We start from the raw sequence: 21,360 nt of genomic DNA, 5'->3' as shown, positions 1-21,360 counted from the left end.
GGACGCCGCTCACAGCCGCCGCATGAAGCCGCGGCCGCCGCCGGGGCCGCCGCCCGGTGGCGCCGCCGCGCCGCGTTCGCCGCCCGCGTCGGTCACCACCTCGTCCCCTTCGCGCAGCTCCCCCTCGCGGATCGCGGTCCGGCTGCCGTCGGAGATGCCGACGCGCACCACGCACGGCGTCGGCACCCCGTCGCGCAGGACCCAGAGCACGCGACGATCTCCGCGCACCTTCGTCGCCACGGCTCCCTCGGCGTCGGTCGCCGCGTCGTCGGTGCCGCGCCCCTTCCCGCGCCCGGCGTCCCGGCCGCCAACCTTCTTACGCGCCTCGCCACGCGCGTCACCTGCGGACCCTGCCCGGTCTCCGCTCCGCGCGCGCCACTCCGCCGGCGCGCGAAAACGCAGCGCGGCGTTCGGCACCCGGAGGGTGTCCTCGGCCTCGGCGTAGACGAAGGTCACGTTCGCGGTCATGCCCGGCTTGAGCTTGAGCTCGGCGTTCTCGACCTCCACCACCACGTCGTAGGTCACGACGTTCTGCACCGTCTGGGGGGCGTTGCGCACCTGCCGCACCGCCCCCTTGAACGGCTGCTGCGGATACGCGTCCACGGTGAAGGTCACGGGCATCCCCGACACGATGCGCCCGATGTCGGCCTCGGCCACGTTGGTGTGCACCTCCATCTTGCGCAGGTCCTCGGCGATGGTGAAGAGCGTCGGCGCCTGGAGCGACGCCGCCACGGTCTGGCCCACGTCCACGTTGCGCGAGATGACGATCCCGTCGATGGGAGAGACGATCGTGGTGTAGGCCAGGTTCACGCGGGACTGGTTGTGGGCCGCTCGGGCCTGGGCCAGCGAGGCCGCCGAGGCCTTCTCCTGCGCCTCGGCCGCCTCCGCGGTGGCCCGCGCCGTGTCCAGGTCCGCCGGTGCGACGAGCCGACGCTCCGCCAGCGCCCGCGTGCGACGGAGCTGGCGCTGCGCCTCGGCCGCCTGCACGCGCGAGCGGGCCAGCGAGGCCTCGGCCGCCGCGTGATTGGCCCGGGCCTGCTCCACCGCGGCCTCGAAGAGCTGGGGATCGATGCGCGCGATGACCTGCCCCTTCTTGACGCGGTCGTTGAAGTCGACATTCAGGTTCCGGATGCGCCCCGAGACCTGGCTCCCCACCTGCACCGTGACCCGGGGCTGCAGCGCACCGGCCGCCACCACCCGGGCCACCACCGACCCGCGATCCACCCGCGCCGTCTCCAGCTTCGGCCCGGCCGGCCGCTTGGTCCGGCCGTAGAGGAACCACCCCCCGGCCGCCAGGGCGAGCCCCGCCACGAGGGTGATCCAGACGGCGCGCGCTTTCATCGTTCTCCTCGGTCTCGCGCCGGCGAGTATGGGCCGCCCCCCGCGAATGGGTCAATCATAGGACCCGCGAGGAGCGTCACCGGATGACGACGAGGAGTGGCGAAAGACGGAGGCGACTACAGGGCGTCGGCTACAGGGCGTGGACTACAGGGCGTCGAGGAGGCGCTTCAGCAGGCGTTTCATGAGCGGCTGCGGTTTCGCCTTGGGCTGCGGGGCGACGCGGAAGATCCCGGCCACGTTGAGCGCGTGGCCCAATCCCGCCACAGAGCTTCGGGCGCGGTCCACTTGATCGACCAGTCGCGTGAGCTCCGGGTTGCCTATCAGCATGGTGCGCCCCACTCCCGCCGCGGTCGAGGCGAGCATCGAGAGCTGGTGCACGACGATCCAGCTCTCGCGAGACATCGGGGTCTGCCCGCGGAGCAGCTCGTGCGCTCGCCGGTTATACGCCTCGAGCAGACCCGTGTAGGCTCGGGCCTCGAGCTGGACCAGCACGATCCCCTGCTGCTGGGTCAGGGGGGGCGCCGTGAGGCGGCTGCGCAGCGGTTTCACGGCGGCCACCGCCCCATCGTGATCTCCGGCAGCGAGCGCCTGCTCCGCCTCGAAGAGCCGCCGGTCCGCGATCTCCAGCCTCCCCCCGGACGCCCTCGTCCTGAGGACCCGCGATAGCCACTGCGCCTCGTGGAGCGCGTCGGTCAGCGAGATATGCGCCGAGTCGTGCTTGGGCAGCGCCCCCGCGTCGCGCAGCCGAATGGCCGAGCTCGTGAGCGCCTCGAGCTGCTCCACCTGCCCCTTCGCCTCGCCCGGCAACGCGCCGGTCCCCCCCCCGGAAAGAGCCTTCAACGTGGAGGCCATCGTCCCGTCGAGCAGCGTCTCGAAACACTCGGCCGCCTCGTGATGCGCCCTCTGCCGCTGACCGACGGTCATGCGATTCCAGTGCTTCTGCTGCAACCTCCCGATGGCCTGGAGCCCCAGCGTGGGGTTCTTGTTCTGCGTCCGGTAGTAGCGCGCGTAGCCGACCATCCGCTCGACCAGCCGCTCCTGCGGGGACACACCGCTCTTCACCTGCACCTTGCGCTGGGTCGGCATCGCGTCGACGCGAGGTCCCGCGGTGAGGGCTCCGATGCAGGCAGCGAGAGCACACAGCGAAGTGAACCATCTAGGCAAACAGCGCCTCCGGGGGTCGGTCCATGGTTCTCTTGGACGAAGCACGGCGTGTGCCACCGAGGGCCTGGCCCAAGCGCCGGAGATCCTTGATCCGCGCGCCGGTGGCCGCAGAAGCCACGCCGCGGACCGGTCGGGTCAATCGACCCCAGGCGCCTGTCGCTCCCCCCACAACAAGCGCGGCGCGGCCCCTCCGAGCGCCACCACCGCGTGCCGACCGCCGGGGCTTGGCCAGCGCGCGAGGATCCCCGCCTCCTCGGGAAGGAAGGGCTGCACGGCCAGGCGGCCGAGGTCGAGCGCCAGTCCCGCGCCGTCCCCCACCACGAGCACGTGTCCTCCGAGCCACTCCGGCTCGCGCGACCCCGGGCACGCGGGCGGGAGGTTCCCGAGTCGGTCGAGCTCGCGCGCGAGCTCCGTCGACGCCGCGGGAATGGTCCGAGTGCCGAGGTGGTCGGTGACCGTCAGGCGCGCGCCCTCGAGCTCCAACCAGTAACGACCGTCGGGCGAGAGGATCCCCGCCGGCTCGACGGTCACGACCTCGCCGGAACGCGGCGCCCACCCGAAGTAGCGATAACGGGGCGTCGGCGTCTCCACGGCCTGACGCAGCCAGAGCCCCTCCGGCCGCCATTGATAAGGAAGGGCCCCCCCGTCGGGACAAAGCTCCGCGTCCCGCTCGGCCGACGGCACCCGCCGCACGAGCGTGGTCCACCCGCCCTGCTCCTCGCGGCGGCGCGCGCCCAGAGCCAGCGCCCGCCCGTCGGGAGACCAGACGGGCCCTGCCTCCTCGACGGCGAGCTGCCACCGCTCCCGCCCTTCGACCCAGCGCCGCAGGTCCCCCGACTCCACGTCCAGTAGATCGATGGCCCCTACCCCGTCGCGAAGACGCGCCACCGCCACCACCTGTTGCCCGTCGGGGGCCGCCACGAGCGCCCCCACCGTCCCGTCGATCCTGCCGCAGCACACGGGCGGCTCGTCGAGCGCGGCCCAGAGCCAGAGCGTCGAACGGTCGCCGTCGGGAAGCGCGCAGAGGAACCGCTCGCCGGCCCAGCAGGCGGCTCGCACGCCCGCCCCGTCGGCCTGCACCGCGCGGGCAGAGCCTCCGAGCGGGCACAGCTCCTCGATCAACGAAGCCGGAGGCCTTCCCCCCACAGCGCTGGCGTGCGTCACGGTGCGATCCTGCGACCCCTGGGTTTCACGCAGTATAGCCCGTACCCGACCCGAGCCGAACCACCGCTACCCGAGACGCTGCCCTTGCGGGCCGAGACCCCGATTTCCGAGCACGCGCTCCAAAATTCGGGAGCCAGCCGCAGCGCGGCATCCGCGAGCGCGGCCGCAAGTGGCTATAGGAGCCAGGCCTCCTCTCGTTTTCGGGGACGCCCAGGTTGGCACTCGGCTTGCTCAACTCCGCACAGCTCCATGCGTTGAGCCCCAAGCACTCCCTGAGGTGATCATGCTGACCTGGCGTCGCGCGCTGGCAGGCTGCGTCCTGCCCTCGCTCCTCGTGTGCCTCGCGTCCGCCGAACGGGCGCCGAAACCGAAGGCTCCCCCCCCGAAGCTGCCGCCGAGCGCCCAGGCCGTGCCCCTCGTCATCCAGCCCTACGGCTTCGATTGCGGGGCCGCCGCCGCCCGTGCCGTCCTCTATTACTGGGGCGCGTATCAGGGCTCGCAGCGCAGCCTCTACCCGATCCTCAACACCCGGTCGAGCTACGGCACCTCCCCGCGGGACCTCCTGCGCGGGGTGCGGCGGCTGGGCCTGAAGGCGGAGCTCAAGGAGCGGATGACCGTCCCCGCGCTCCGCAAGGCCCTCAAGGAGGGCTACTCCGTGCTGGTCGAGCTCCAGGCCTGGATCGACCGGAGCGGGCCGAAGATCCCCTGGGCCGAGCGCTGGGACGACGGGCACTGGACCGCGGTCGTGGGCGTGGACCGGCACTACGTCTACTTCATGGACCCGTCGTCGGGGGACAGCACGCGCCCGGTGGGGACCGCCGCCTACGCGTACATCCCGATCAAGGAGTTCAAGGAGCGCTGGCACGAGTGGGACGAGGACGGCAAGCGGCTGAAGCACTTCTTCCAGCCCGGCGTGCTGATCAAGGGAGACCGCCCCGCGGGTCTGCCCCTCGGGACCGTGATTCAGGGCAAGCGCCCCGTCGAGGCGCCCCTGAAGAACCTCGTACGGATGCTCTAGGAAGCCCATGACGACCCCTACCACCGCCCGTCTCCGTGCTCTCGCCCCCCTCGCCGTCGCCCTCGCGCTCGTCCTCGGGCTCGCCCCCGCCGAGGCCCGACGCGCGTCGCAGCCCGCGGCGCGCGAGGTCGAGCGCGCGCGTCCCGCCCTCGCCCCCGTCCCCTTCGACGTGCAGGTCGGCCGCTATCGCCGCCACGTGGAGCTCTTCGCCGGCCGGCACGTGACCACCGTGACGAACGCGAACGGCCAGCGCCGCCGCGTGCGCTTCACCGACCGCTACGTGGCGAGCCCGCGCCACCAGCTCGCCGAGGCCGCGAACTGGCTCGAGGCCCACTACCGCGCGCGGGGCCTCTCGGTGGAGCGGCAGCGGATCCGCTACGAGGGCCAGGTCCTGGAGAACGTGATCGTCACCTTCCCCGGAGACTCGAAGGAGGCTGTCCTCCTCTGCGACCACTACGACACCGCCGACAAGGAACAGATCCGCAAGTACACGCTGCCGCAGCTCACGCGCGACTACGGGCTCACGCGCCGGCAGATCGCGCGGCACCTGGGGAAGCTCGAGCTCGGTCAGGCGGTCCCCGGCGCCGACGACAACGCGAGCGCCACCGCCGCGCTGCTCGAGATGGGAGAGCTCCTCTCGGCCTGCCGCACGAACGGCGTGCGCCTGAAGAAGACGGTCAAGCTCGTGCACCTGGTGGGCGAGGAGATGCCGGCCGACTGCCTCGGCGCGCGCGCCTACGTGAAGCGCGCGGTGGCCCGCCGCGAGAAGATCGCCGGCGTCTTCGTGATGGACATGATCGGCGTGGATCGCGAGGGGCGAAAGAAGCTTCAGCTCTGCCCCGGGCGGAGCGCCGCCTCGCGCGAGCTGGCCGGCCGCATCGAGCGCAAGGTGGGCGAGCTCGGCCTCGACCTCCGGCCGGTGGTGCGCACCTACGGCGCCCAGACCTCGTACCTCGACCAGACCGACGGCATCATCTTCTCGAAGGCCGGTATCCCGGTGGTGCTCCTCAACGAGCACGTGAACTACCGCCACGACCGCTTCCGCGTGGGCTACCACGACGAGTTCGACATCCCCGAGCTGATGTCCTTCGACTACGCGGCGAACGTCACGCGGGCCGCGCTGTCGGCGGCGCTCGACCTCGCGGGTCCCTATCGCCCCGCGGCGTCGGCGCGCCGTCGCCTGCGCCAGTAGAGGTAGACGGGGACCCCCGTCGCCACCAGCCCGAAGCCCGCCAGACTGGCCCACGGCCGCTCGACGAAGCCGTTCAGCATCACGAAGGCCGTCCCCGCGATGTAGACGAGCGGCGTGACCGGGTAGCCCCAGGTGCGGTACGGACGCGGCGCCTCGGGGACCTTGCGGCGCAGCACGAAGACCGCCGCCCCCGTCGCGGCGTAGAAGGCCATCGCCGCGCACATGGCCATGGTGAAGAGCTGGTCGTAGGTGCCGAAGATGACGAGCGCGGCGGCCCAGATTCCCTGCGCCATCACCGCCGCGGCCGGCGTCCCGTGCTTCGCGTCCACCTTGCCGAGCGCCGGCAGAAAGAGCCCGTCCCGCGCCATGGCGAAGTAGATGCGCGGCCCGGTGAGGATCATCGCGTTCATGCTGCTGAAGGTGGAGGCGAGCACCACGGCCACGAGCAGGACGGTCCCCTTGGCCCCGAAGAGCGAGGTCGTCGCCACCTCGGCCACGCGCACCGTCTCCTTGAGCCGGTCGATCGGGATCACCGCCAGGTAGACGTAGTTGATCGCCACGTAGAGCGCCGTCACGAGCAGCGTGCCGAGGAGCAGCGCGAGCGGGAGGTTCCGGCGCGGGTTCTTCACCTCGCCGGCGCTGAAGGTGATGCAGTTCCAGCCGTCGAAGGTCCAGAGCACCGCGATGAGTCCCACGCCGAAGGCCGCCGCGCCGGGCCAGGGGGGCGTGCCGGCGAAGGGAGCCCGCACGGCCTCCGTGCCGCCGCTGTGCACGAGCACGCTCCCGACGAGGCCGATGGCCAGGATCGCCCCCACCTTGGCCAGCGTGAAGACGTTCTGTAGCCGGCTGCTGTCCTTGACCCCGTAGACGTTGAGCCAGGTGAGGAGGAGCACCGCGGCCACCGAGGCGACGCCGCGGGGCACCTTGGGGAAGAAGAAGCTCAGGTACTCGGCGAAGCCGGCGGAGACGGCGGCGATGGACCCCGAGTGCACGACCGACAGGTAGGCCCACCCGAAGAGGAAGGCGGGCAGGTCGCCGAACGCCTCGCGCAGAAAGACGTACTGCCCCCCGGCCTTGGGCATCATCGCGCCGAGCTCGGCCAGCGTCAGCGCTCCGGCGAGGCAGATCAGGCCGCCGGCGCCCCAGACGGCGAGCACCCAGCTCGGGTGCGGCAGGGCCTTGGCGATGCTTCCGGTGGTGAGGAAGATCCCCGACCCGATCACCAGCCCGACGACCACCATCACCGAGTCGAAGAGCCCGAGCTGCCGTGCGAGCTCCGAGTCCTCGGAAAAGGCTCCGTGCTCGTGCGCGTTGTCCATCGCCCGCCTCGGCCAGGGAAGAGAGAGCCGACGTTTGAATGCCGAACCGCGCAGATGTACCATTGGGCGCGCCAAAACGATACCGGCGGGCCTCAGGCGATCGGATCCATCCAGCATGAGCTCGAACCACCGCTTCCCCGACAGTCCGGTCTTCTATCGGAACCTGCAGCGCACCTTCCCGCTCATCGTGCGGGGCGAAGGGATCTACCTCTTCGACGAACAGGGGAAGCGCTACCTCGACGGCTCGAGCGGAGCGATGGTGGTGAACGTCGGTCACGGCGTGCCCGAGATCGCCGACGCCGTCGCGGCGCAGCTGCGCCAAGTGGCCTACGTGAACGGCACGCAGTTCACGAATGCGCCGGTGGAGGCGCTCGCGCGCGAGCTCCTCGAGGTGCTGCCGCCGCCGCTCCGCTACAGCTACTTCCTCTCGAGCGGCTCCGAGGCGATCGAGGCCGCGGTGAAGCTCGCGCGGCAGGTCTGCCTCGAGCGCGGGAGGCCGGGCAAGTGGAAGGTCATCACCCGCACCCCGGCCTACCACGGCAACACCATGCTCGCCCTCTCGCTCTCGGCGCGGGAGCATTACCGCAAGAGCTACCAGCCCTACCTCGGCACCTTTCCGCGCATCGCGTGCCCCGACGACTACCGGCATCCGGGGTGTCCGGCCTGCACGGGGGACGCGCTCGAGGCGGCGATCCTGACCGAGGGACCCGAGAGCGTGGCGGCCTTTCTGGCCGAGCCGATCGTGGGCTCCTCGGGGGGCGCGCTCGTCCCGGGCGAGGGCTACTACCGGCGGATCCGCGAGATCTGCGACCGCTACGACGTGCTCTTCATCGCCGACGAGATCCTGGCCGGGATGGGGCGCACGGGGCGGTGGCTGAGCCTCGAGCACTGGGAGGTGGCCGCCGACATCGTGACGCTCGGCAAGGGCCTCACCGGCGGCACGGCCCCGCTCTCGGCGGTGGTCGCGCGCCCCGAGCTCGTCGAGCTCCTCGCGGCGAACCAGGGCTACTTCAACCACGCGCAGACCTTCTCGCACGCGCCGGCGGCCTGCGCCGCGGGACTCGCCACCCTGCGCTACCTCAAGCAGCACCGGCTGGTCGAGCGGGCGGCGACGCTCGAGGCCCCCTTCTTCGACGCCCTGAGGCGGCTCGACCGCCACGCGATCGTGGGCAGCATCCGCGGCAAGGGGCTCCTCGCGGGGATCGAGCTCGTCGCCGATCGCACGACGAAGGAGCCCTTCGCGCGCTCCGAGCGGGTGGCGGAGCGGCTGACGGCGCGGGCCCTCGAACGCGGCCTCATCGTCTGGCCCAACGTGGGCAACGTGGACGGCCAGCGGGGGGACCTCCTGCTCGTGGCCCCGCCGCTCGTCATCTCGAAGGCCCAGCTCGACGAGCTCGTCGGACTCCTCGACGAGGCGCTGACCGAGCTGTGAACGCGACGCCCCGCTCCGCGGGAGGAGAGCCCATGGCGAACGAGCCCAAGATCACCTACACCACCCTCCTCTCCTCGGAGAGCTTCCACGCCGACTACGAGCAGGCCTGCCGCGCGCTCGAAGGGCGCTTCGGCGCGCTCCACCGCAACGTGATCGCCTCCGCCCCCTCCGAGTCGTCGCGAGTCGCCGAGGTGCACGCGCCGCACGATACGCGCCTGCTCCTCGGGCGCGTGCAGCGCGCCTCCGCCAAGGAGGCCAGCCTGGCCCTCTCGGCCGCGCACGCCGCCTTCCCCGCCTGGAGGGACACCCCCTGGCGCGCTCGCGCGGCGCTGCTGCGCCAGGCCGCCGAGCGCCTGCGCGCCCGCCGCACCGAGCTCGCCGCGCTGATGTCCTTCGAGGTGGGCAAGAACCGCTTCGAGGCGATGGGCGAGGCCGAGGAATCGGTGGACCTCATCGAGTACTACTGCTCGCTCCTCGAGCGCCACGACGGCTACCGCGAGCCGATGAACCGCCTCGGCGCCGACGAGGAGAACGAGAGCGTCTACCGCCCCTACGGGGCCTGGACCGTGATCGCGCCCTTCAATTTTCCGGCGGCCCTCTCGGTCGGCATGATCTCGGCCGCGCTCCTCGCCGGGAACACCGTGGTCTACAAGCCCGCCGAGCAGGCGCCGTTGACCGGGCACCTGCTCTTCGAGGTGCTGGCCGGCGCGGGTCTGCCACCCGACGTCCTGCAGCTCGTCTGCGGCGACGGCGAGGAGGCCGGGCAAGCCCTCGTCTCGCACCCGCTCTGCGCGGGCGTGGCCTTCACCGGCTCGTACGCCGTCGGCATGCAGCTCTACCGGTCCTTCGGCAGCGACTACCCGAAGCCGATGGTGATCGAGATGGGCGGCAAGAACCCGGCGATCGTGCTCGCCAGCGCCGACCTCGACGCGGCGGCCGAGGGGGTGATGCGCTCCTCCATGGGCTACGGGGGCCAGAAGTGCAGCGCCTGCTCGCGCGCCTACGTGGCCCGCGAGGTGCTCGAGCCGTTCCTCGACCGGCTCGTCGCGCGGGTCCGCGGCCTCACGGTCGGCCCGCCGACGGCGCGCGAGACCTTCCTCGGGCCGCTCATCAGCGCGCAGGCCAAGGTCGGTTTCGCGCACCACGTGGCGCGCGCCCGGGCGGAGGGACACCAGCTACTGGTCGGCGGAGACGCCCTCTCCGACGAGCGGCTGGCCCACGGCCACTACGTCCCCCCGACCGTCGTGCGCTGCCGGGACGGTTCGAGCGCGCTCTTTCACGAGGAGCTCTTCGCGCCGCTGCTGCTCGTCGCGCCGGTCGCGGACCTCGACGAGGCCCTGACCCTCGCCAACGCCGCCCCCTACGGCCTGACCGCGGGGCTCTTCAGCCGCGTCCCGGCCGAAATAGAATACTTCCTCGCAAACATCGAGGCGGGGGTGACCTACGTGAACCGGCGCAGCGGCGCCACCACCGGCGCCTGGCCGGGAGTCAACCCCTTCGGCGGCTGGAAGGCCTCGGGCTCGACCGGGCCCGCGGGCCTCGGCCCGAACTACCTCCTCCGGTTCCTGCGCGAGCAGAGCCGGACCCGCCACGCCTACTGAACGGAGACCCACGTGACGACCCAAGCGAAGAGCTACCCGGCGATCCACACCCCTCCCCCGGGACCCAAGGCGCAGGCCCTCATCGCCGAGGACAAGAAGTACGCCTCGAACTGCTACATCAAGGCCTACCCCCTGGCCGTCGAGCGCGGGGACGGCGCGATGATCGAGGACGTGGACGGCAACCGCTACCTCGACTTCATGTCGGGGATCGGCGTGGCCACCACGGGGCACAGCCACCCGAAGGTCGTCGAGGCGATCCAGCGCGCGGCGGCCAAGTTCCTGCACATCTGCGGCACGGACTTCTTCTACGCCTCGCTCACCGGGGTCCTGCGCAAGCTCTGCGAGATCGCCCCCGGCAAGTCGCCGAAGCGGGCCTTCCTCGGCAACACCGGCACCGAGGCGGTGGAGGCCGCGATCAAGCTGGCCCGCTACCACACCAAGCGGCCCCAGCTCATCGCCTTCGCCGGCGCCTTCCACGGGCGCACGCTCGGCGCGCTCAGCCTCACCGCGAGCAAGGCCAAGCAGCGGACGGGCTTCGGCCCGCTCCTGCCGGGGGTGACGCACATCCCGTACGCCCACTGCTACCGCTGCCCCTACAACCTGACCTACCCGAGCTGCGGGCTGGCGTGCCTGCAGGTGCTCGAGGACGAGATCTTCAAGCGGCGCGTTCCGGCCGAGGAGGTCGCGGCAATCGTGGTCGAGCCGATCCAGGGGGAAGGGGGCTACGTCGTGCCCCCCCCCGACTACCTCTCCGAGCTCAAGACCATCTGCCAGAAGTACGGCATCCTCTGCGTGGCCGACGAGGTGCAGAGCGGCATCGGGCGCACCGGCCGCTGGTTCGCCTCCGACCACGTCGGGCTCGAGCCCGACGTGGTCACCACCGCCAAGGGCCTGGCCTCGGGGCTGCCGCTCGGCGCCATCGTGGCCAGGGCCGACGTCTCCACCTGGAGCAAGGGGAGCCACGGCAGCACCTTCGGCGGCAACCCGGTGGCCTGCGAGGCCGCGCTCGCCACCCTCGAGCTCGTCGAGCACGAGCTGATGGGCAACGCCGCCCGCCTCGGCCACTATCTGATGATCGAGCTGCACCGCATCAAGCAGCGCCGCCGACTGGTCGGCGACGTGCGAGGGCTCGGGCTGATGATCGGCATCGAGCTCGTGCGGGACCGCGACACCAAGGAGCGCGCCTCGAACGAGACCCAGGAGGTGATCCTGCGGGCCTTCCGCAAGGGGCTGCTCCTGCTCGACTGCGGCGAGAACGTGGTGCGCTTCTCGCCCCCCCTGACCATCGACCAGGAAGACGCCGATCGCGCGCTCGCGATCTTCGACGAGGTGCTTGCCGAGGTGGAAAACGAACGTGCGCTCTAGAAAGCTCGTTTCAATGGCCGAGGCCGTCGGCCGCTACGTCGAGGACGGCTGCACGCTGGTGATCGAGGGCTTCACGCACCTCATCTGCTTCGCCGCGGGGCACGAGATCATCCGGCAGAAGAAGCGGAACCTCGTGGCCTGTCGTCTGACCCCCGACCTGGTCTACGACCAGCTGATCGGCGCCGGCTGCGTGCGGAAGCTCGTCTTCTCCTGGGCCGGGAATCCGGGGGCCGGCTCGCTCTACGCCCTCCGTCGGGCCGTCGAGGGGGCGGGCGCCACGCCCTCGCTCGAGCTCGAGGAGTACTCGCACTTCGGCATGGTGGCGCGCTTCACCGCCGGGGCCGCGCACCTCCCCTTCTTCCCGCTGCGCGACTACCGGGGGAGCGACCTGCCCAAAGTGAACCCATCGATCAAATCCGTGCGCTGCCCCTACACCGGCGAGGAGCTGGCCACGGTACCGGCGCTCCGCCCCGACGTGACGATCGTGCACGTGCAACGCGCCGACGCCGAGGGGAACGCGCAGGTCTGGGGGCTCCTCGGCGTGCAGCGCGAGGCGGCCTTCGCCGCGCGCCACGTGATCGTGGTGGCCGAGGAGATCGTCGAGCAGGCGGTGATTCGCGCGGACCCCAACCGCACGCTCATCCCGGGGACGATCGTCAGCGCGGTGGTCCACGAGCCGTGGGGCTGCCACCCCTCCTTCGCCCAGGGCTTCTACGACCGGGACAACGACTTCTACCTGCGGTGGGGCGAGCTGTCGAAGGACGCCGCGGGCCTCGAGCGCTACCTCGACGAATGGGTCTACGGCGTGGCGCATCGCGCCGAATACGTGGCCAAGATGGGCGCGGAGCTCACGCGCCTGCGGGCCCGACCCCAGCTCTGCCAGCCGGTGAACTATGGCTACTGAGTACACCGCCAACGAGATGATGATCTGCCAGGCCGCGCGGCAGCTCGAGGACGGCCAGGTCGTCTTCGTGGGGATCGGCCTGCCGAACCTGGCCTGCAACCTGGCGCGACGGCTCCACGCGCCGGACCTCGTGCTGCTCTACGAATCGGGGGCCGTGGGGGCCACGCCGGAGCGCCTGCCGGTCTCGATCGGCGACCCGTCCCTCGTCACCAACTCGCTCTCCGTCTGCTCGATGTTCGAGGTCTTCAACTACTACCTGCAGGGCGGCCGGATCGACGTGGGTTTCCTGCAAGGGGCGCAGATCGACCGCTTCGGCAACCTGAACACCACCGTGGTGGGCGACTACGCCCGGCCCAAGGTGCGGCTGCCGGGGAGCGGCGGCGCCTGCGAGATCTCGATCCTGGCGGGCAAGGTGCTGATCGTGGCCACGCAGACCAAGCGCACCTTTCCCGAGCGCGTGGACTTCATCACCTCCCCGGGCTTTCTCGACGGGCCGGGGCGGCGCCAGGAGCTCGGCCTCCCCGGAGGCGGCCCGGCGATGGTGATCACCGACCTCGGCTGCTACACGTTCGAGAACGACGAGATGATGCTCGCGTCGCTCCACCCGGGCTGCACCGTCGAGCAGGTGCGGCAGAACCTCGGCTGGGAGGTCAAGGTCGCCCCGACTCTCGCCCGGACGGAGCCCCCCACCGCCGAAGAGCTCCACCTGATTCGAGACGAGCTGACCCTCGGCGCGAGTCGCTGACCATCACCACGAAAGGATCGCCTCATGCGCGTGAGATCGGGACACCTGATCGGCCTCGCGGTCACGTTGCTCCTCGGCTGCAGCACCAAGAAGGCGCTGGAGGGAGCGACCGACGAGCTCCTCGGCGCGCTCGGCGAGGGGAGCTACGCGCGCTTCAAGGCCATGGCACACCCGGCCCTCGTGGAGCAGATCCCCGAGGCCAAGTTCGCCGCCTTCTCGCAGGTCGTGAAGCAGCTCGGCGCGCTCGGCGGGCGCAGCATGACGGGGCTCAGCGTCCAGCTCGGCGGCGGCCAGCAGGCGAGCTACGCGCTGCAGTTCGCGGGGGGCGAGGTGAAGCTCGGGCTGACCCTCACCGAGGGGAAGCTGACGGCCTTCAACCTGTCGGGCGAGGCGGTGACCAAGGCCCAGCGCGCCGCGGCCAACGAAGCCTATGCGACCTATCGCGTGGCGAGCTTCCGCTTCGAGGACGAGGCGAAGAAGGCCCACAGCAACATCTACAAGGTCGGCGAGCGCGTGCACTTCCGCATGGAGGTGCACGGCGTGACCTTCAAGGACAAGGCCACGCACCTCAAGCTGCGGCTCACGATCAAGGGCGCCGCGGGCGACGTGCTCGCGGACTTCCCGAACTTCCTCGACAAGGTGATGCGTCCCGACGTCGCGCTCCGCGTGTCCACCGTCACCGGAGACCTGAAGATTCCGCGTCCGGGCACCTTCAAGCTGGAGTTCGCGATCACCGACGTCTACAGCGGACGGTCGCTCGCCCACGCGGAGGCGATCGTCGTGGAGTAGAGTAGCCTAGCGCGTCGCGCGGCTCGCGCACGAAACTCCTGCGATGAGCCGGTCACGCGCGGCGCTTTGTGCTACCTTCTGTCGATGTCCTCCACTCCCAAAGTCTGCGCCGATATCGAATCCTACTGCACCGCCTGCCGCCTGATGACCTGGCACGTCGTCGTGGCGATGGTCGGCCAGAAACCCGCCAAGGTGGAATGCCACCGCTGCCACAAGCAGCACGCCTTCCGCGCCGGTCCGCCGGGGGAGCCGAAGCCGCGCGCCGCGGGAGGCTCTCGCAAGGCGGCGGCGGGCCCGAAGACCGACCCTCGCCCGTCACAGCTCGACGAGCGCCTCTCGGCGGGGGCGTCGCTCGCGCGGACCTACACGCCGAGGGACCGCTTCGTCGTGGACGAGGTCATCCAGCATCCCACCTTCGGCACGGGGCTGGTCACGGCGATACCAGCCGCGACCAAGATGGAGGTCCACTTCCGCGAGGGAAAGAAGCTCCTCGCCTGCGGCATGACGTAGCTTCTCGCCCCCGCGCGGCGCGTCCGCCCGCGAAGAGCCTCCTCGCTCTCCGCCACTCCCCGAACCTGCCGCGCGAATCCGAAGACCCGCTCCGGTTTCGACACGCTCGCGTGAGTCCGCAGGCCCCGTAACTACGGCGTTCCTCCACGGGCACGCTTCCTGCGATGCACCCGGCCCGGCCTCGCGCCATCTACGTCTACGTGCCTCGAACCCAAGGAGACTCCGTGATGAAACCCACTGGCTTGAAGCTCGCCCTCGTGGGCTGCGTGCTCGCCGTCGCTTCTGCGGCGCACGCCACGCCCGCCGGTCCCGCGTCGACCTCGGCGCAGATGAACAAGTACATCGGCCGCCTCTGCTCGATGGAGCTCGGGAACGGCGCCTACGCCTTCCGCGCGTACGATCCGGCCACCTATAGCCGGCGCGCGACGCGGGCGCAGATCCGCTCCGACATGCGCAACTTCGAGCGCAAGGGCGTGACCTTCAAGACCGTCGCCGGTATCGACCGCGTGAAGGCCGAGCTCGCGAAGAACGCCAACACCTTCGGCAACGACCTGGCCACCATGCTGGGCGCGATCGACGGCTTCCAGCGGCTGGGTGTGCTTCAGGACGTGGTATATCGCGGTCTCGTGGGGGGCCCGGCCGTCGGCGACACGTACTTCAGCATCCCGCACCAGGTCTTCTTCTGCCTGAAGACGCCGAGCAACCGGGGCAAGCGGCTAGAGGTCTTCATGGAGCACGGCGACTGAACCTGGGCCCCTGGCCGCGATCCATCCCCGCAGGCACGCGGCCTCACGCCGCCACGGCGGCCGCCTCCACGACCTCCACCGACTCCCCCGACCGCCCACCGCCGCGCAGCGCGTCCAGCAGCTCGAGCTGACGGCGCATCGCCTCGGCCACCCCCGCGGGGTCCTCGTGCAGCAGGAACGCGAGCGCCACCAGATTGTCCTGAACGTGCTCGATCACGTTCAGCTCGACGGTGGGGCGATCGCGTTTGGGGGCCCTGGGGTCCATCTTGTCCCCACAACGGCCGGGGCGCACAAACCTTGAGGGGCGCGATTCCGTCCCGGTCAGAAGCTGAGCAGCACGCCGAGACCCACCCGGTCGATCTCGGCCGAGTAGCGCCCCGTGGGGCTGGTCTTGTCGAGCCCCTCCTCTTCGGGGGTGGTGGGACTCGCGTTCGGGGCGTAGTTGGACGCCCCCACGGTGCGGGAGAAGGCGAAGTAGCGCCCGTACTCGGCGAGCACGGTCAGCCACCGGAAGGGGGAGTAGGCCAGGCCGGCGAGGAGCGCCACGCGGTCGAAGTCCACGCTGCCGGGGCTGGTGAAGCGCTCGGGGCGCGTGTTGGGCTCCCACTCCACCCGCAGGGCGAGGCGCAGGGTGCGGTGTACCCGATAGGCCGCGCGCAGCGCCAGGTGGAAGACGTCGAGCGAGGTCTTGATCAGCACCTGATCGCTGATCAGCGAGGAGCTCGAGCGATGGATGTTGCCCACGAGGATCGACATGGCGGACTTGTCGATCCACTGGAAGTCGACCGCCAGCTCGAGAGGGCGAATGGGGAAGAGGGCGATCCCCGCCGTGACCCGCATCGGCGAGGTCACCTCCACCTCTCCTTCGGCCTCGAGCTCCGGGAGCTTCACCGACGGAAGGTTGTTGCGCACGTACTGCGTGACCGCGCCGGGGAGCTCCACGCGCATGTTCACCGGGATGCGGACGCGAAAGCCGCCGCTCCGCACCCCGAGTCCGAGGCGCAACCAGCGACGGGGCGTGACGAGCACGCCCGCCCCCACTCCCGCGCTCCAGCCGAAGCCCTTGACGGTCGTGAGCGCAGCGTAGGCGGGGTTCTCGCGGGCGAGCGGCGTGTCTACCGCGCAAGGCCTCCCCGCCCCGACTCCCTCGCAGGCGAGCTGGTTGATCTTGGCGCCGAAGTCCGTCTGCACCTCGTGGGCGAGCTGCACCCCGACCACGTCCACGCCGAGGCCGAGCGAGAGGAAGCGGGTCACCCGGAAGGCCACCGAGGGCTGGATCGCCAGCTCCAGGAGGCGCGCGCTCAAGGCGTGGTAGCGCGTCGAGGAGGGGCGTCCCTCCGTCTCCGCCGGCCACTGCGCGCCGTCCAGGATGGGGACGGAGAAGCCCAGCCCGAAGCGCCAGCGACGCAGGCCCGCAGAAGTCACGACGCCCCCGTTCGGTCCGGGCTTGAGCACGTTCAGGTCGGCCTGCGGGAAGCTCTGCCCGCTATAGGCGTCGCGCGTGTCCCGCTGGTAGTGCCCGCGCACGAAGGCGAGCCCGCTCCAGAGGAGACCCTGCGTCCCCGCGATCTGCGTCATCGCCGCCGGGTTGTAGTAGGTCGCGGCGGGATCGTCCGCGGTGGCTCCCGAGAAGAGCGAGCCGATGGGGGCCGCGCGAGCGCTGCTCGCGAAGCCGGCGCAGGCGACGAACGCGAGGAGGGCCAAGGCTCGGCGACGGACTAGGATCTCCATCGGCGGCGACCGAGCAGCACGAGACCGAGCAGGATGAAGGCGAGCGTCGACCCGGCGCCCGCGGGGGTACCGACGCTGCAGCCGGTCTGCGGCTCGACGGTGAAGCCCACGTCCATCGAGGTCACGTTCCCGGCCGCGTCACGCACCGTGAGGCGCACCTTGTAGACCCCGCCCTCGAGCCCATCGAAGCTGGCCACCGTGGCGCCCTTCTCGAGCGGCGAGACCTTCACCACCGCCGGCATACCGCCTCCTTCGGGCAGGCGCAGCAGCTCGGCGGTCGCCGCGAGCTCCATCGCCGGCGTGCGGTCGTCGGCGGCCGAGAAGGCGACCGCAATCTTGCGGCTCGACACCAGCGCGTCGGGGCGCGCCATCAGGTCCACCGTCGGCGGGAGGTGGTCCACCTCTACCGCGAACGAGGCCGGCGTGGGGTCCACGTTCCCGGCGAGGTCCACCGCCGACACCTCGATCAGGTGCTTGCCGCCGTGGATCGTCACGTCGAGGCGGCGACCGAAGCTCGGCTCGCTCCACTTGTTGCCGTCCACGCGGAAGGCGTAGCGCAGCAGGTTCGCCGGCGTCTCGTTGTCCTGACCGGCCGCGGTCAGCGACAGCACGCGCGGCGAGAGGATCCCGGCGGGCCGGTCGAGCAGCGTCGTCTCGGGGGGCACGCGCTCCCCGCTCGGCTTCGGCTGGTAGAGGTCGACGTAGAGCGCGAGAGAGCCGTCCACCGTGGAGAAGTGCTTCAGCTCGAGGAGGAAACCCTGCACCTGCAGCACCGCGGGCGTCAGCTTCAGGTTCGCGACCTTCTGCTGCAGCGTCGGCAGCGCCACCTGGGTCAGGAACTGCTCGAGGCGCGCGGCGTCGAAAGCCAGGCCGCTCGCGCTGCCGTCCTTCCCCGCGAGAGCGAGACGCCCCACGGTCACGTTCGTGAGCTCGAGGCTGACCGAGCCGGTCTGCGGGTCCACCGCGGGAGAGACCCCCACGGCGAGGTCGGCGGAGAGGGCGAGCCCTCCCTCGGGGCCCCCCGGCGGAGCGAGCGTGACGCGCAGGTCCACCCCGGTGAGCCCGAGGGTGATTCCGCTCTGCGCGCCGATGTGCAGCCTCGGCGCCTCGGAGAGCCGCAGCACGAAGGAGACCTTCGTCCCCTCGGGCTGGCCGAGCTTGGGGCCGAGGCTGAAGAGCCCGGCCGCGACGAGCGGGTTGGTGATCGTGCGGCTATCCAGGCAGAGCTTCCCCGCGCGCCAGGCCGCCTCGATCACGTGGTTCAGCATCCCTTCGGCCACCGCCACGCCGAACATCGCCTCCGAGCGCGCCCCGAGCGCGGGACGCGAGCTCAGGCAGACTGCCGGCCCCTTCGGCCCCGACGCCGCGCAGGCGGGAGCGGGCTCGACCGGCGCGAGCGTCACCCCCGCCCCGACGAGCGCCTCGAGGCCCCCCTCGTCGGTGGCCAGCCCGCCGAGCTGCACGGTGTAGCCGATCCCCTTCAGCTCGCCCGACCGCTGGAGCGTCTCGCCGAGCTTGCTCTTCACGAGCTCGGGGATCTTCTCCTTCGCCAGCGCCTCGATCTTGCTCTGCACGGTCCCCATCAGGTGCTGCCGGACGAAGCCCAGGATGGCCGTGAGGCCGTCCCCGAGAGCGCAGCCGGTGAGCGCCGTCTTGCTGCGCTCGTTGTCCAGCTTGACCAGCGCCTTCGTCACCGTGAGCTGGAGCTGCCCGCCGGGGCTCGAGAGCTGCAGACCCAGGTCGATCTCGAGCGCCTGCAGGTCCAGGTCGAGCTGGCAGTTGGCGCGCCCGGCCCCGAGGTAGGGGTTGTTCACGATCACCGGTCCGCCGCTCGTCACGCGCGCCTTGACGTGCACGCCCAGCGCCTCGCCGTCGGGCTTCAGGGTCAGCTCGTCGAGCGCGAGCTTCACGGTCAGCCCGTCGATCTGGACCTCTGCGTCCTTGTCGGTGAGCGGCCAGTCCACGACGGTCTTCTTCACGGCCGGGAGCGCGAGCTCGGTCGGCACGCGGGCCTTGACCTGCTCGGCGACGAACGCGAGCCCCCGCGTGTTCACGCGCAAGGCGAGGCTGCGTTCGCAGACCTGCGCGCGAGCCGGCGGCGCGAGGAGCGCGGCCAGGACGGCGGCGGAAATCATGCTGAGTCGACGCCTCACGGAACCCCTCCACCCGAGGTGACGGCCGAACAGGCCCCCCCCGCGAATTGCACAGGTGAGCCCAGGTAATGAGCAGGATCCGTGCCGCCCGTCGGCGCACGCCGCACGGGAGCCCGCGGGCGCTACGCCGCCAGGATACTTGCGGAAAGGCCGGCCCTGCCCCCGAGGCCTGGGGTCAACCGTCCCTCCGAAACTGGTAGAGGTGACCGCCGAGGCCGCGCGGGGCCGGCGAGCGGAGGTCCGGCTACGAGCTGGCCCGGTCGTCGGAGGACACGGCCCCCGCCGCGGGCGCGGGGACGAAGCTCGACAGGTCTGGAGCCGAGCCCTTGGCGGCCGCGCTGCTCGTGCCGAGCGGCTCGAGCTCTCCGGCGAGGAGCGCCGCGCGGCAGGCCCGCCGCTGGAGCTTGCCGCTCGAGGTCTTGGGGAGCGCGCCGGCCTTGATCAGGACCACCGTGGCGAGGTGCAGCCCGCAGCGCGCCGACACCGCCTGACGCACCGCCTCGGCCACGTCGTCGGTGGCCAGGGTCCCCCCCTCGGAGGGATCGAACCGGCGGTCCACCTCGGCCACGAGCACGACCTGCTCCTCGGCGCCGGTGTCGAGCGCGAAGGCCGCCGACGACCCCGGGCGGAGCGCGGCGTGCGCCCCCTCGGCAGCCCACTCCACGTCGCTCGGGTAGTAGTTCTGCCCGCGCACGATGATGAGGTCCTTCACGCGCCCGGTGACGTAGAGCGCGCCGTCGTGCAGAAAGCCGAGGTCCCCGGTGCGCAGGTACGGGCCCTCGCCGCTGCCGGCCAGGCGCCCGCCGAAGGTCTCCTCCGTCTCCTCGGGGCGGTTCCAGTAGCCCTGCGCCACGCTCGGGCCGCGCACCCAGATCTCGCCGATCTGATCGGGTGCGCAGGGGACGCGGCTCTCAGGCTCGACGATCCGCACCTCCTGTTCGGGGTCCACGTCGCCGCAGGCCACGAGGGCGCGCACCGTCGGAGCGTCGTTCGCCGCATCGCAGAGCTCGTGCCGTTCGAGCGCGGAGGCCTCCACGCGCCGCACGGTCAGCTCGTCACCCGCGCGCTGGCCGGTCACGACCAGCGTGGCCTCGGCCAGCCCGTAGCAGGGGAAGAAGGCCCGCCGGTCGAAGCCGCAGGGCGCGAAGGTCTCGGCGAAGCGCGCGAGCGTATCCGCGCGCACCGGCTCGGCCCCGTTCAGCGCCTGCTTCCAGCTCGACAGATCGAGGCTGGCCAGGTTCTCGGGGCGCACCTTGCGCACGCAGAGGTCGTAGCCGAAGTTCGGCGCGGTGCTCGTCGTGCCGCGATAGCGCGTGATCGCCTCGAGCCAGCGCAGCGGGTGCTTCAGAAAGGCCAGCGGCGACATGAGCACGCAGCTGCCGCCCACGTAGAGCGGCTGCAGCACGCTGCCGATGAGCCCCATGTCGTGATAGAGGGGCAGCCAGCCGACGACCACCGTGCTCTCATCCTGCCGGAAGAAGCGCCGGATGAGCCCCTGGTTGTGCAGGAGGTTGCCGTGCGTGATCATCACGCCCTTCGGCACGCCGGTGGAACCCGAGGTGTACTGGAAGAAGGCCAGCGTCGCGGCGTCGGCCTCCGGGTCGCGCCAGGCCGAGGACTGCTCGAGCTCCACCGCGTCGGTCGCGATCCAGTGCAGCGCGCGCAGCTGCGGGGCCATCGGGAAGAGCCCCTCGGCCATGGCGGCGATGGCCCGCGTGGTGAGCACCACCGTGGGGCGCGCGTCCTTGATGATCGCCAGCAGCCTCGGCAGGCTGCGCTGCAGGCGCGTGGGGTCCGGCGGATAGGCCGGCACGGCAATCAGCCCGCCGTAGAGACAGCCGAAGAAGCCGCTGATGAACTCCATCCCCGGGGGATAGATCATGAGCGCGCGGTCGCCGGGGGCCGCGAAGGCCTGTAGCGCGACGGCGATGGCCCGGGCCTCGCGGTCGAGCCCCCCGCAGGTCAGCTCGCGCTCCACGGCGCCGCTGCTCGCGAGATAGGTGTAGCTGAGCTTTTCGGGGGCCTGCTCGGCGCGGGCGCGGAGCATCCCCACGAGTGAAGACCCGGGCGTGGTCATGGGCATCGGAACCTCCAATGTGACCCCCGTCACGGCGGGGCCTCTCCTCGCTGGTAAGCCAGGTCCGGCCAATTGGCAAGAGTTTGGCGCGCGCGGGCGGTGAGAGATG

At 71.3% G+C, this 21,360-nt stretch carries 18 protein-coding genes; 10 read left to right on the top strand and 8 right to left on the bottom strand.

Annotation, left to right across the window (positions count from 1 at the left end; genetic code table 11):
* Nucleotides 1-9: 9 nt before the first annotated feature.
* From IT371_04800 to IT371_04790, 3 genes are all read right to left on the bottom strand, one after another.
* Nucleotides 10-1,341, bottom strand: coding sequence for an efflux RND transporter periplasmic adaptor subunit (locus IT371_04800; GenBank protein ID MCC6746954.1), 1,332 nt, complete (start codon nucleotides 1,339-1,341; stop codon nucleotides 10-12).
* A 144-nt stretch (nucleotides 1,342-1,485) separates the two neighbouring features.
* A complete protein-coding gene (locus IT371_04795) occupies nucleotides 1,486-2,427 on the bottom strand; it encodes a hypothetical protein (protein ID MCC6746953.1) in 942 nt (313 codons plus the stop codon).
* Between the two features lie 213 nt (nucleotides 2,428-2,640).
* Nucleotides 2,641-3,669, bottom strand: coding sequence for a hypothetical protein (locus tag IT371_04790; protein MCC6746952.1), 1,029 nt, complete (start codon nucleotides 3,667-3,669; stop codon nucleotides 2,641-2,643).
* Nucleotides 3,670-3,952: 283 nt separating this feature from the next.
* Here IT371_04790 and IT371_04785 point away from each other — a divergent pair, with 283 nt between their 5' ends.
* On the top strand, nucleotides 3,953-4,687 hold the full coding sequence (locus IT371_04785) for a C39 family peptidase (protein MCC6746951.1): 735 nt from the start codon (nucleotides 3,953-3,955) through the stop codon (nucleotides 4,685-4,687).
* 7 nt (nucleotides 4,688-4,694) lie between these two features.
* Nucleotides 4,695-5,879, top strand: a complete 1,185-nt coding sequence (locus IT371_04780) for a M28 family peptidase (protein MCC6746950.1) — start codon at nucleotides 4,695-4,697, stop codon at nucleotides 5,877-5,879.
* Here IT371_04780 and IT371_04775 read toward each other — a convergent pair.
* Nucleotides 5,837-7,198, bottom strand: coding sequence for an amino acid permease (locus IT371_04775; GenBank protein ID MCC6746949.1), 1,362 nt, complete (start codon nucleotides 7,196-7,198; stop codon nucleotides 5,837-5,839). The two genes, IT371_04780 and IT371_04775, sit on opposite strands and share 43 nt — an antisense overlap.
* Nucleotides 7,199-7,313: 115 nt before the next feature.
* On the opposite strand from IT371_04775, the gene IT371_04770 reads away from it, so the two are divergent.
* From IT371_04770 to IT371_04735, 8 genes are all read left to right on the top strand, one after another.
* Nucleotides 7,314-8,630 (top strand): aminotransferase class III-fold pyridoxal phosphate-dependent enzyme, encoded by a 1,317-nt coding sequence (locus IT371_04770; protein ID MCC6746948.1) that lies wholly within the window; start codon nucleotides 7,314-7,316, stop codon nucleotides 8,628-8,630.
* Between the two features lie 32 nt (nucleotides 8,631-8,662).
* Entirely contained in the window at nucleotides 8,663-10,231 is a 1,569-nt protein-coding gene (locus IT371_04765) for an aldehyde dehydrogenase family protein (protein MCC6746947.1), read from the top strand.
* Nucleotides 10,232-10,243: 12 nt separating this feature from the next.
* Complete coding sequence (locus IT371_04760; protein MCC6746946.1) at nucleotides 10,244-11,596, top strand: acetyl ornithine aminotransferase family protein; 1,353 nt, start codon at nucleotides 10,244-10,246, stop codon at nucleotides 11,594-11,596.
* A gap of 13 nt (nucleotides 11,597-11,609) precedes the next feature.
* Nucleotides 11,610-12,500 (top strand): CoA transferase subunit A, encoded by an 891-nt coding sequence (locus IT371_04755; GenBank protein ID MCC6746945.1) that lies wholly within the window; start codon nucleotides 11,610-11,612, stop codon nucleotides 12,498-12,500.
* Nucleotides 12,501-12,519: 19 nt separating this feature from the next.
* Nucleotides 12,520-13,245 carry a CoA-transferase subunit beta gene (locus IT371_04750; protein ID MCC6746944.1) on the top strand — a complete coding sequence of 242 codons (726 nt, stop codon included), beginning with the start codon at nucleotides 12,520-12,522 and terminating at the stop codon, nucleotides 13,243-13,245.
* A 24-nt stretch (nucleotides 13,246-13,269) separates the two neighbouring features.
* Nucleotides 13,270-14,034, top strand: coding sequence for a hypothetical protein (locus IT371_04745; GenBank protein ID MCC6746943.1), 765 nt, complete (start codon nucleotides 13,270-13,272; stop codon nucleotides 14,032-14,034).
* A gap of 84 nt (nucleotides 14,035-14,118) precedes the next feature.
* Nucleotides 14,119-14,544 (top strand): hypothetical protein, encoded by a 426-nt coding sequence (locus IT371_04740; GenBank protein MCC6746942.1) that lies wholly within the window; start codon nucleotides 14,119-14,121, stop codon nucleotides 14,542-14,544.
* 227 nt (nucleotides 14,545-14,771) lie between these two features.
* A complete protein-coding gene (locus IT371_04735) occupies nucleotides 14,772-15,290 on the top strand; it encodes a hypothetical protein (protein MCC6746941.1) in 519 nt (172 codons plus the stop codon).
* Between the two features lie 43 nt (nucleotides 15,291-15,333).
* On the opposite strand, the gene IT371_04730 is transcribed toward IT371_04735, so the two are convergent.
* The 4 genes from IT371_04730 to IT371_04715 form a co-directional block, all read right to left on the bottom strand.
* A complete protein-coding gene (locus IT371_04730) occupies nucleotides 15,334-15,555 on the bottom strand; it encodes a hypothetical protein (GenBank protein ID MCC6746940.1) in 222 nt (73 codons plus the stop codon).
* Nucleotides 15,556-15,611: 56 nt separating this feature from the next.
* Nucleotides 15,612-17,021, bottom strand: coding sequence for an outer membrane protein transport protein (locus IT371_04725; protein ID MCC6746939.1), 1,410 nt, complete (start codon nucleotides 17,019-17,021; stop codon nucleotides 15,612-15,614).
* Nucleotides 17,009-19,174 carry a hypothetical protein gene (locus IT371_04720; GenBank protein MCC6746938.1) on the bottom strand — a complete coding sequence of 722 codons (2,166 nt, stop codon included), beginning with the start codon at nucleotides 19,172-19,174 and terminating at the stop codon, nucleotides 17,009-17,011. The genes IT371_04725 and IT371_04720 overlap by 13 nt, the downstream gene beginning before the upstream one ends.
* A gap of 244 nt (nucleotides 19,175-19,418) precedes the next feature.
* On the bottom strand, nucleotides 19,419-21,251 hold the full coding sequence (locus IT371_04715; GenBank protein MCC6746937.1) for a fatty acyl-AMP ligase: 1,833 nt from the start codon (nucleotides 21,249-21,251) through the stop codon (nucleotides 19,419-19,421).
* Between the last annotated feature and the right edge of the window lie 109 nt (nucleotides 21,252-21,360).

The sequence above is a fragment of the Deltaproteobacteria bacterium genome (assembly GCA_020848905.1).
GTDB lineage: Bacteria > Myxococcota_A > Polyangia.
The sequence above is the reverse complement of the archived record's forward strand: the minus strand, read 5'-3'. Positions and strand labels throughout refer to the sequence as shown.

Excerpts from the sequence above, each read along its gene's own strand:
- IT371_04800 (MCC6746954.1), bottom strand. The coding sequence starts at position 1,341 with ATGAAAGCGCGCGCCGTCTGGATCACCCTCGTGGCGGGGCTCGCCCTG.
- IT371_04795 (MCC6746953.1), bottom strand. The coding sequence starts at position 2,427 with ATGCCGACCCAGCGCAAGGTGCAGGTGAAGAGCGGTGTGTCCCCGCAG.
- IT371_04785 (MCC6746951.1), top strand. The coding sequence starts at position 3,953 with ATGCTGACCTGGCGTCGCGCGCTGGCAGGCTGCGTCCTGCCCTCGCTC.
- IT371_04780 (MCC6746950.1), top strand. The coding sequence starts at position 4,695 with ATGACGACCCCTACCACCGCCCGTCTCCGTGCTCTCGCCCCCCTCGCC.
- IT371_04775 (MCC6746949.1), bottom strand. The coding sequence starts at position 7,198 with ATGGACAACGCGCACGAGCACGGAGCCTTTTCCGAGGACTCGGAGCTC.
- IT371_04770 (MCC6746948.1), top strand. The coding sequence starts at position 7,314 with ATGAGCTCGAACCACCGCTTCCCCGACAGTCCGGTCTTCTATCGGAAC.
- IT371_04765 (MCC6746947.1), top strand. The coding sequence starts at position 8,663 with ATGGCGAACGAGCCCAAGATCACCTACACCACCCTCCTCTCCTCGGAG.
- IT371_04755 (MCC6746945.1), top strand. The coding sequence starts at position 11,610 with ATGGCCGAGGCCGTCGGCCGCTACGTCGAGGACGGCTGCACGCTGGTG.
- IT371_04750 (MCC6746944.1), top strand. The coding sequence starts at position 12,520 with ATGATCTGCCAGGCCGCGCGGCAGCTCGAGGACGGCCAGGTCGTCTTC.
- IT371_04745 (MCC6746943.1), top strand. The coding sequence starts at position 13,270 with ATGCGCGTGAGATCGGGACACCTGATCGGCCTCGCGGTCACGTTGCTC.
- IT371_04740 (MCC6746942.1), top strand. The coding sequence starts at position 14,119 with ATGTCCTCCACTCCCAAAGTCTGCGCCGATATCGAATCCTACTGCACC.
- IT371_04735 (MCC6746941.1), top strand. The coding sequence starts at position 14,772 with ATGAAACCCACTGGCTTGAAGCTCGCCCTCGTGGGCTGCGTGCTCGCC.
- IT371_04730 (MCC6746940.1), bottom strand. The coding sequence starts at position 15,555 with ATGGACCCCAGGGCCCCCAAACGCGATCGCCCCACCGTCGAGCTGAAC.
- IT371_04725 (MCC6746939.1), bottom strand. The coding sequence starts at position 17,021 with ATGGAGATCCTAGTCCGTCGCCGAGCCTTGGCCCTCCTCGCGTTCGTC.
- IT371_04715 (MCC6746937.1), bottom strand. The coding sequence starts at position 21,251 with ATGACCACGCCCGGGTCTTCACTCGTGGGGATGCTCCGCGCCCGCGCC.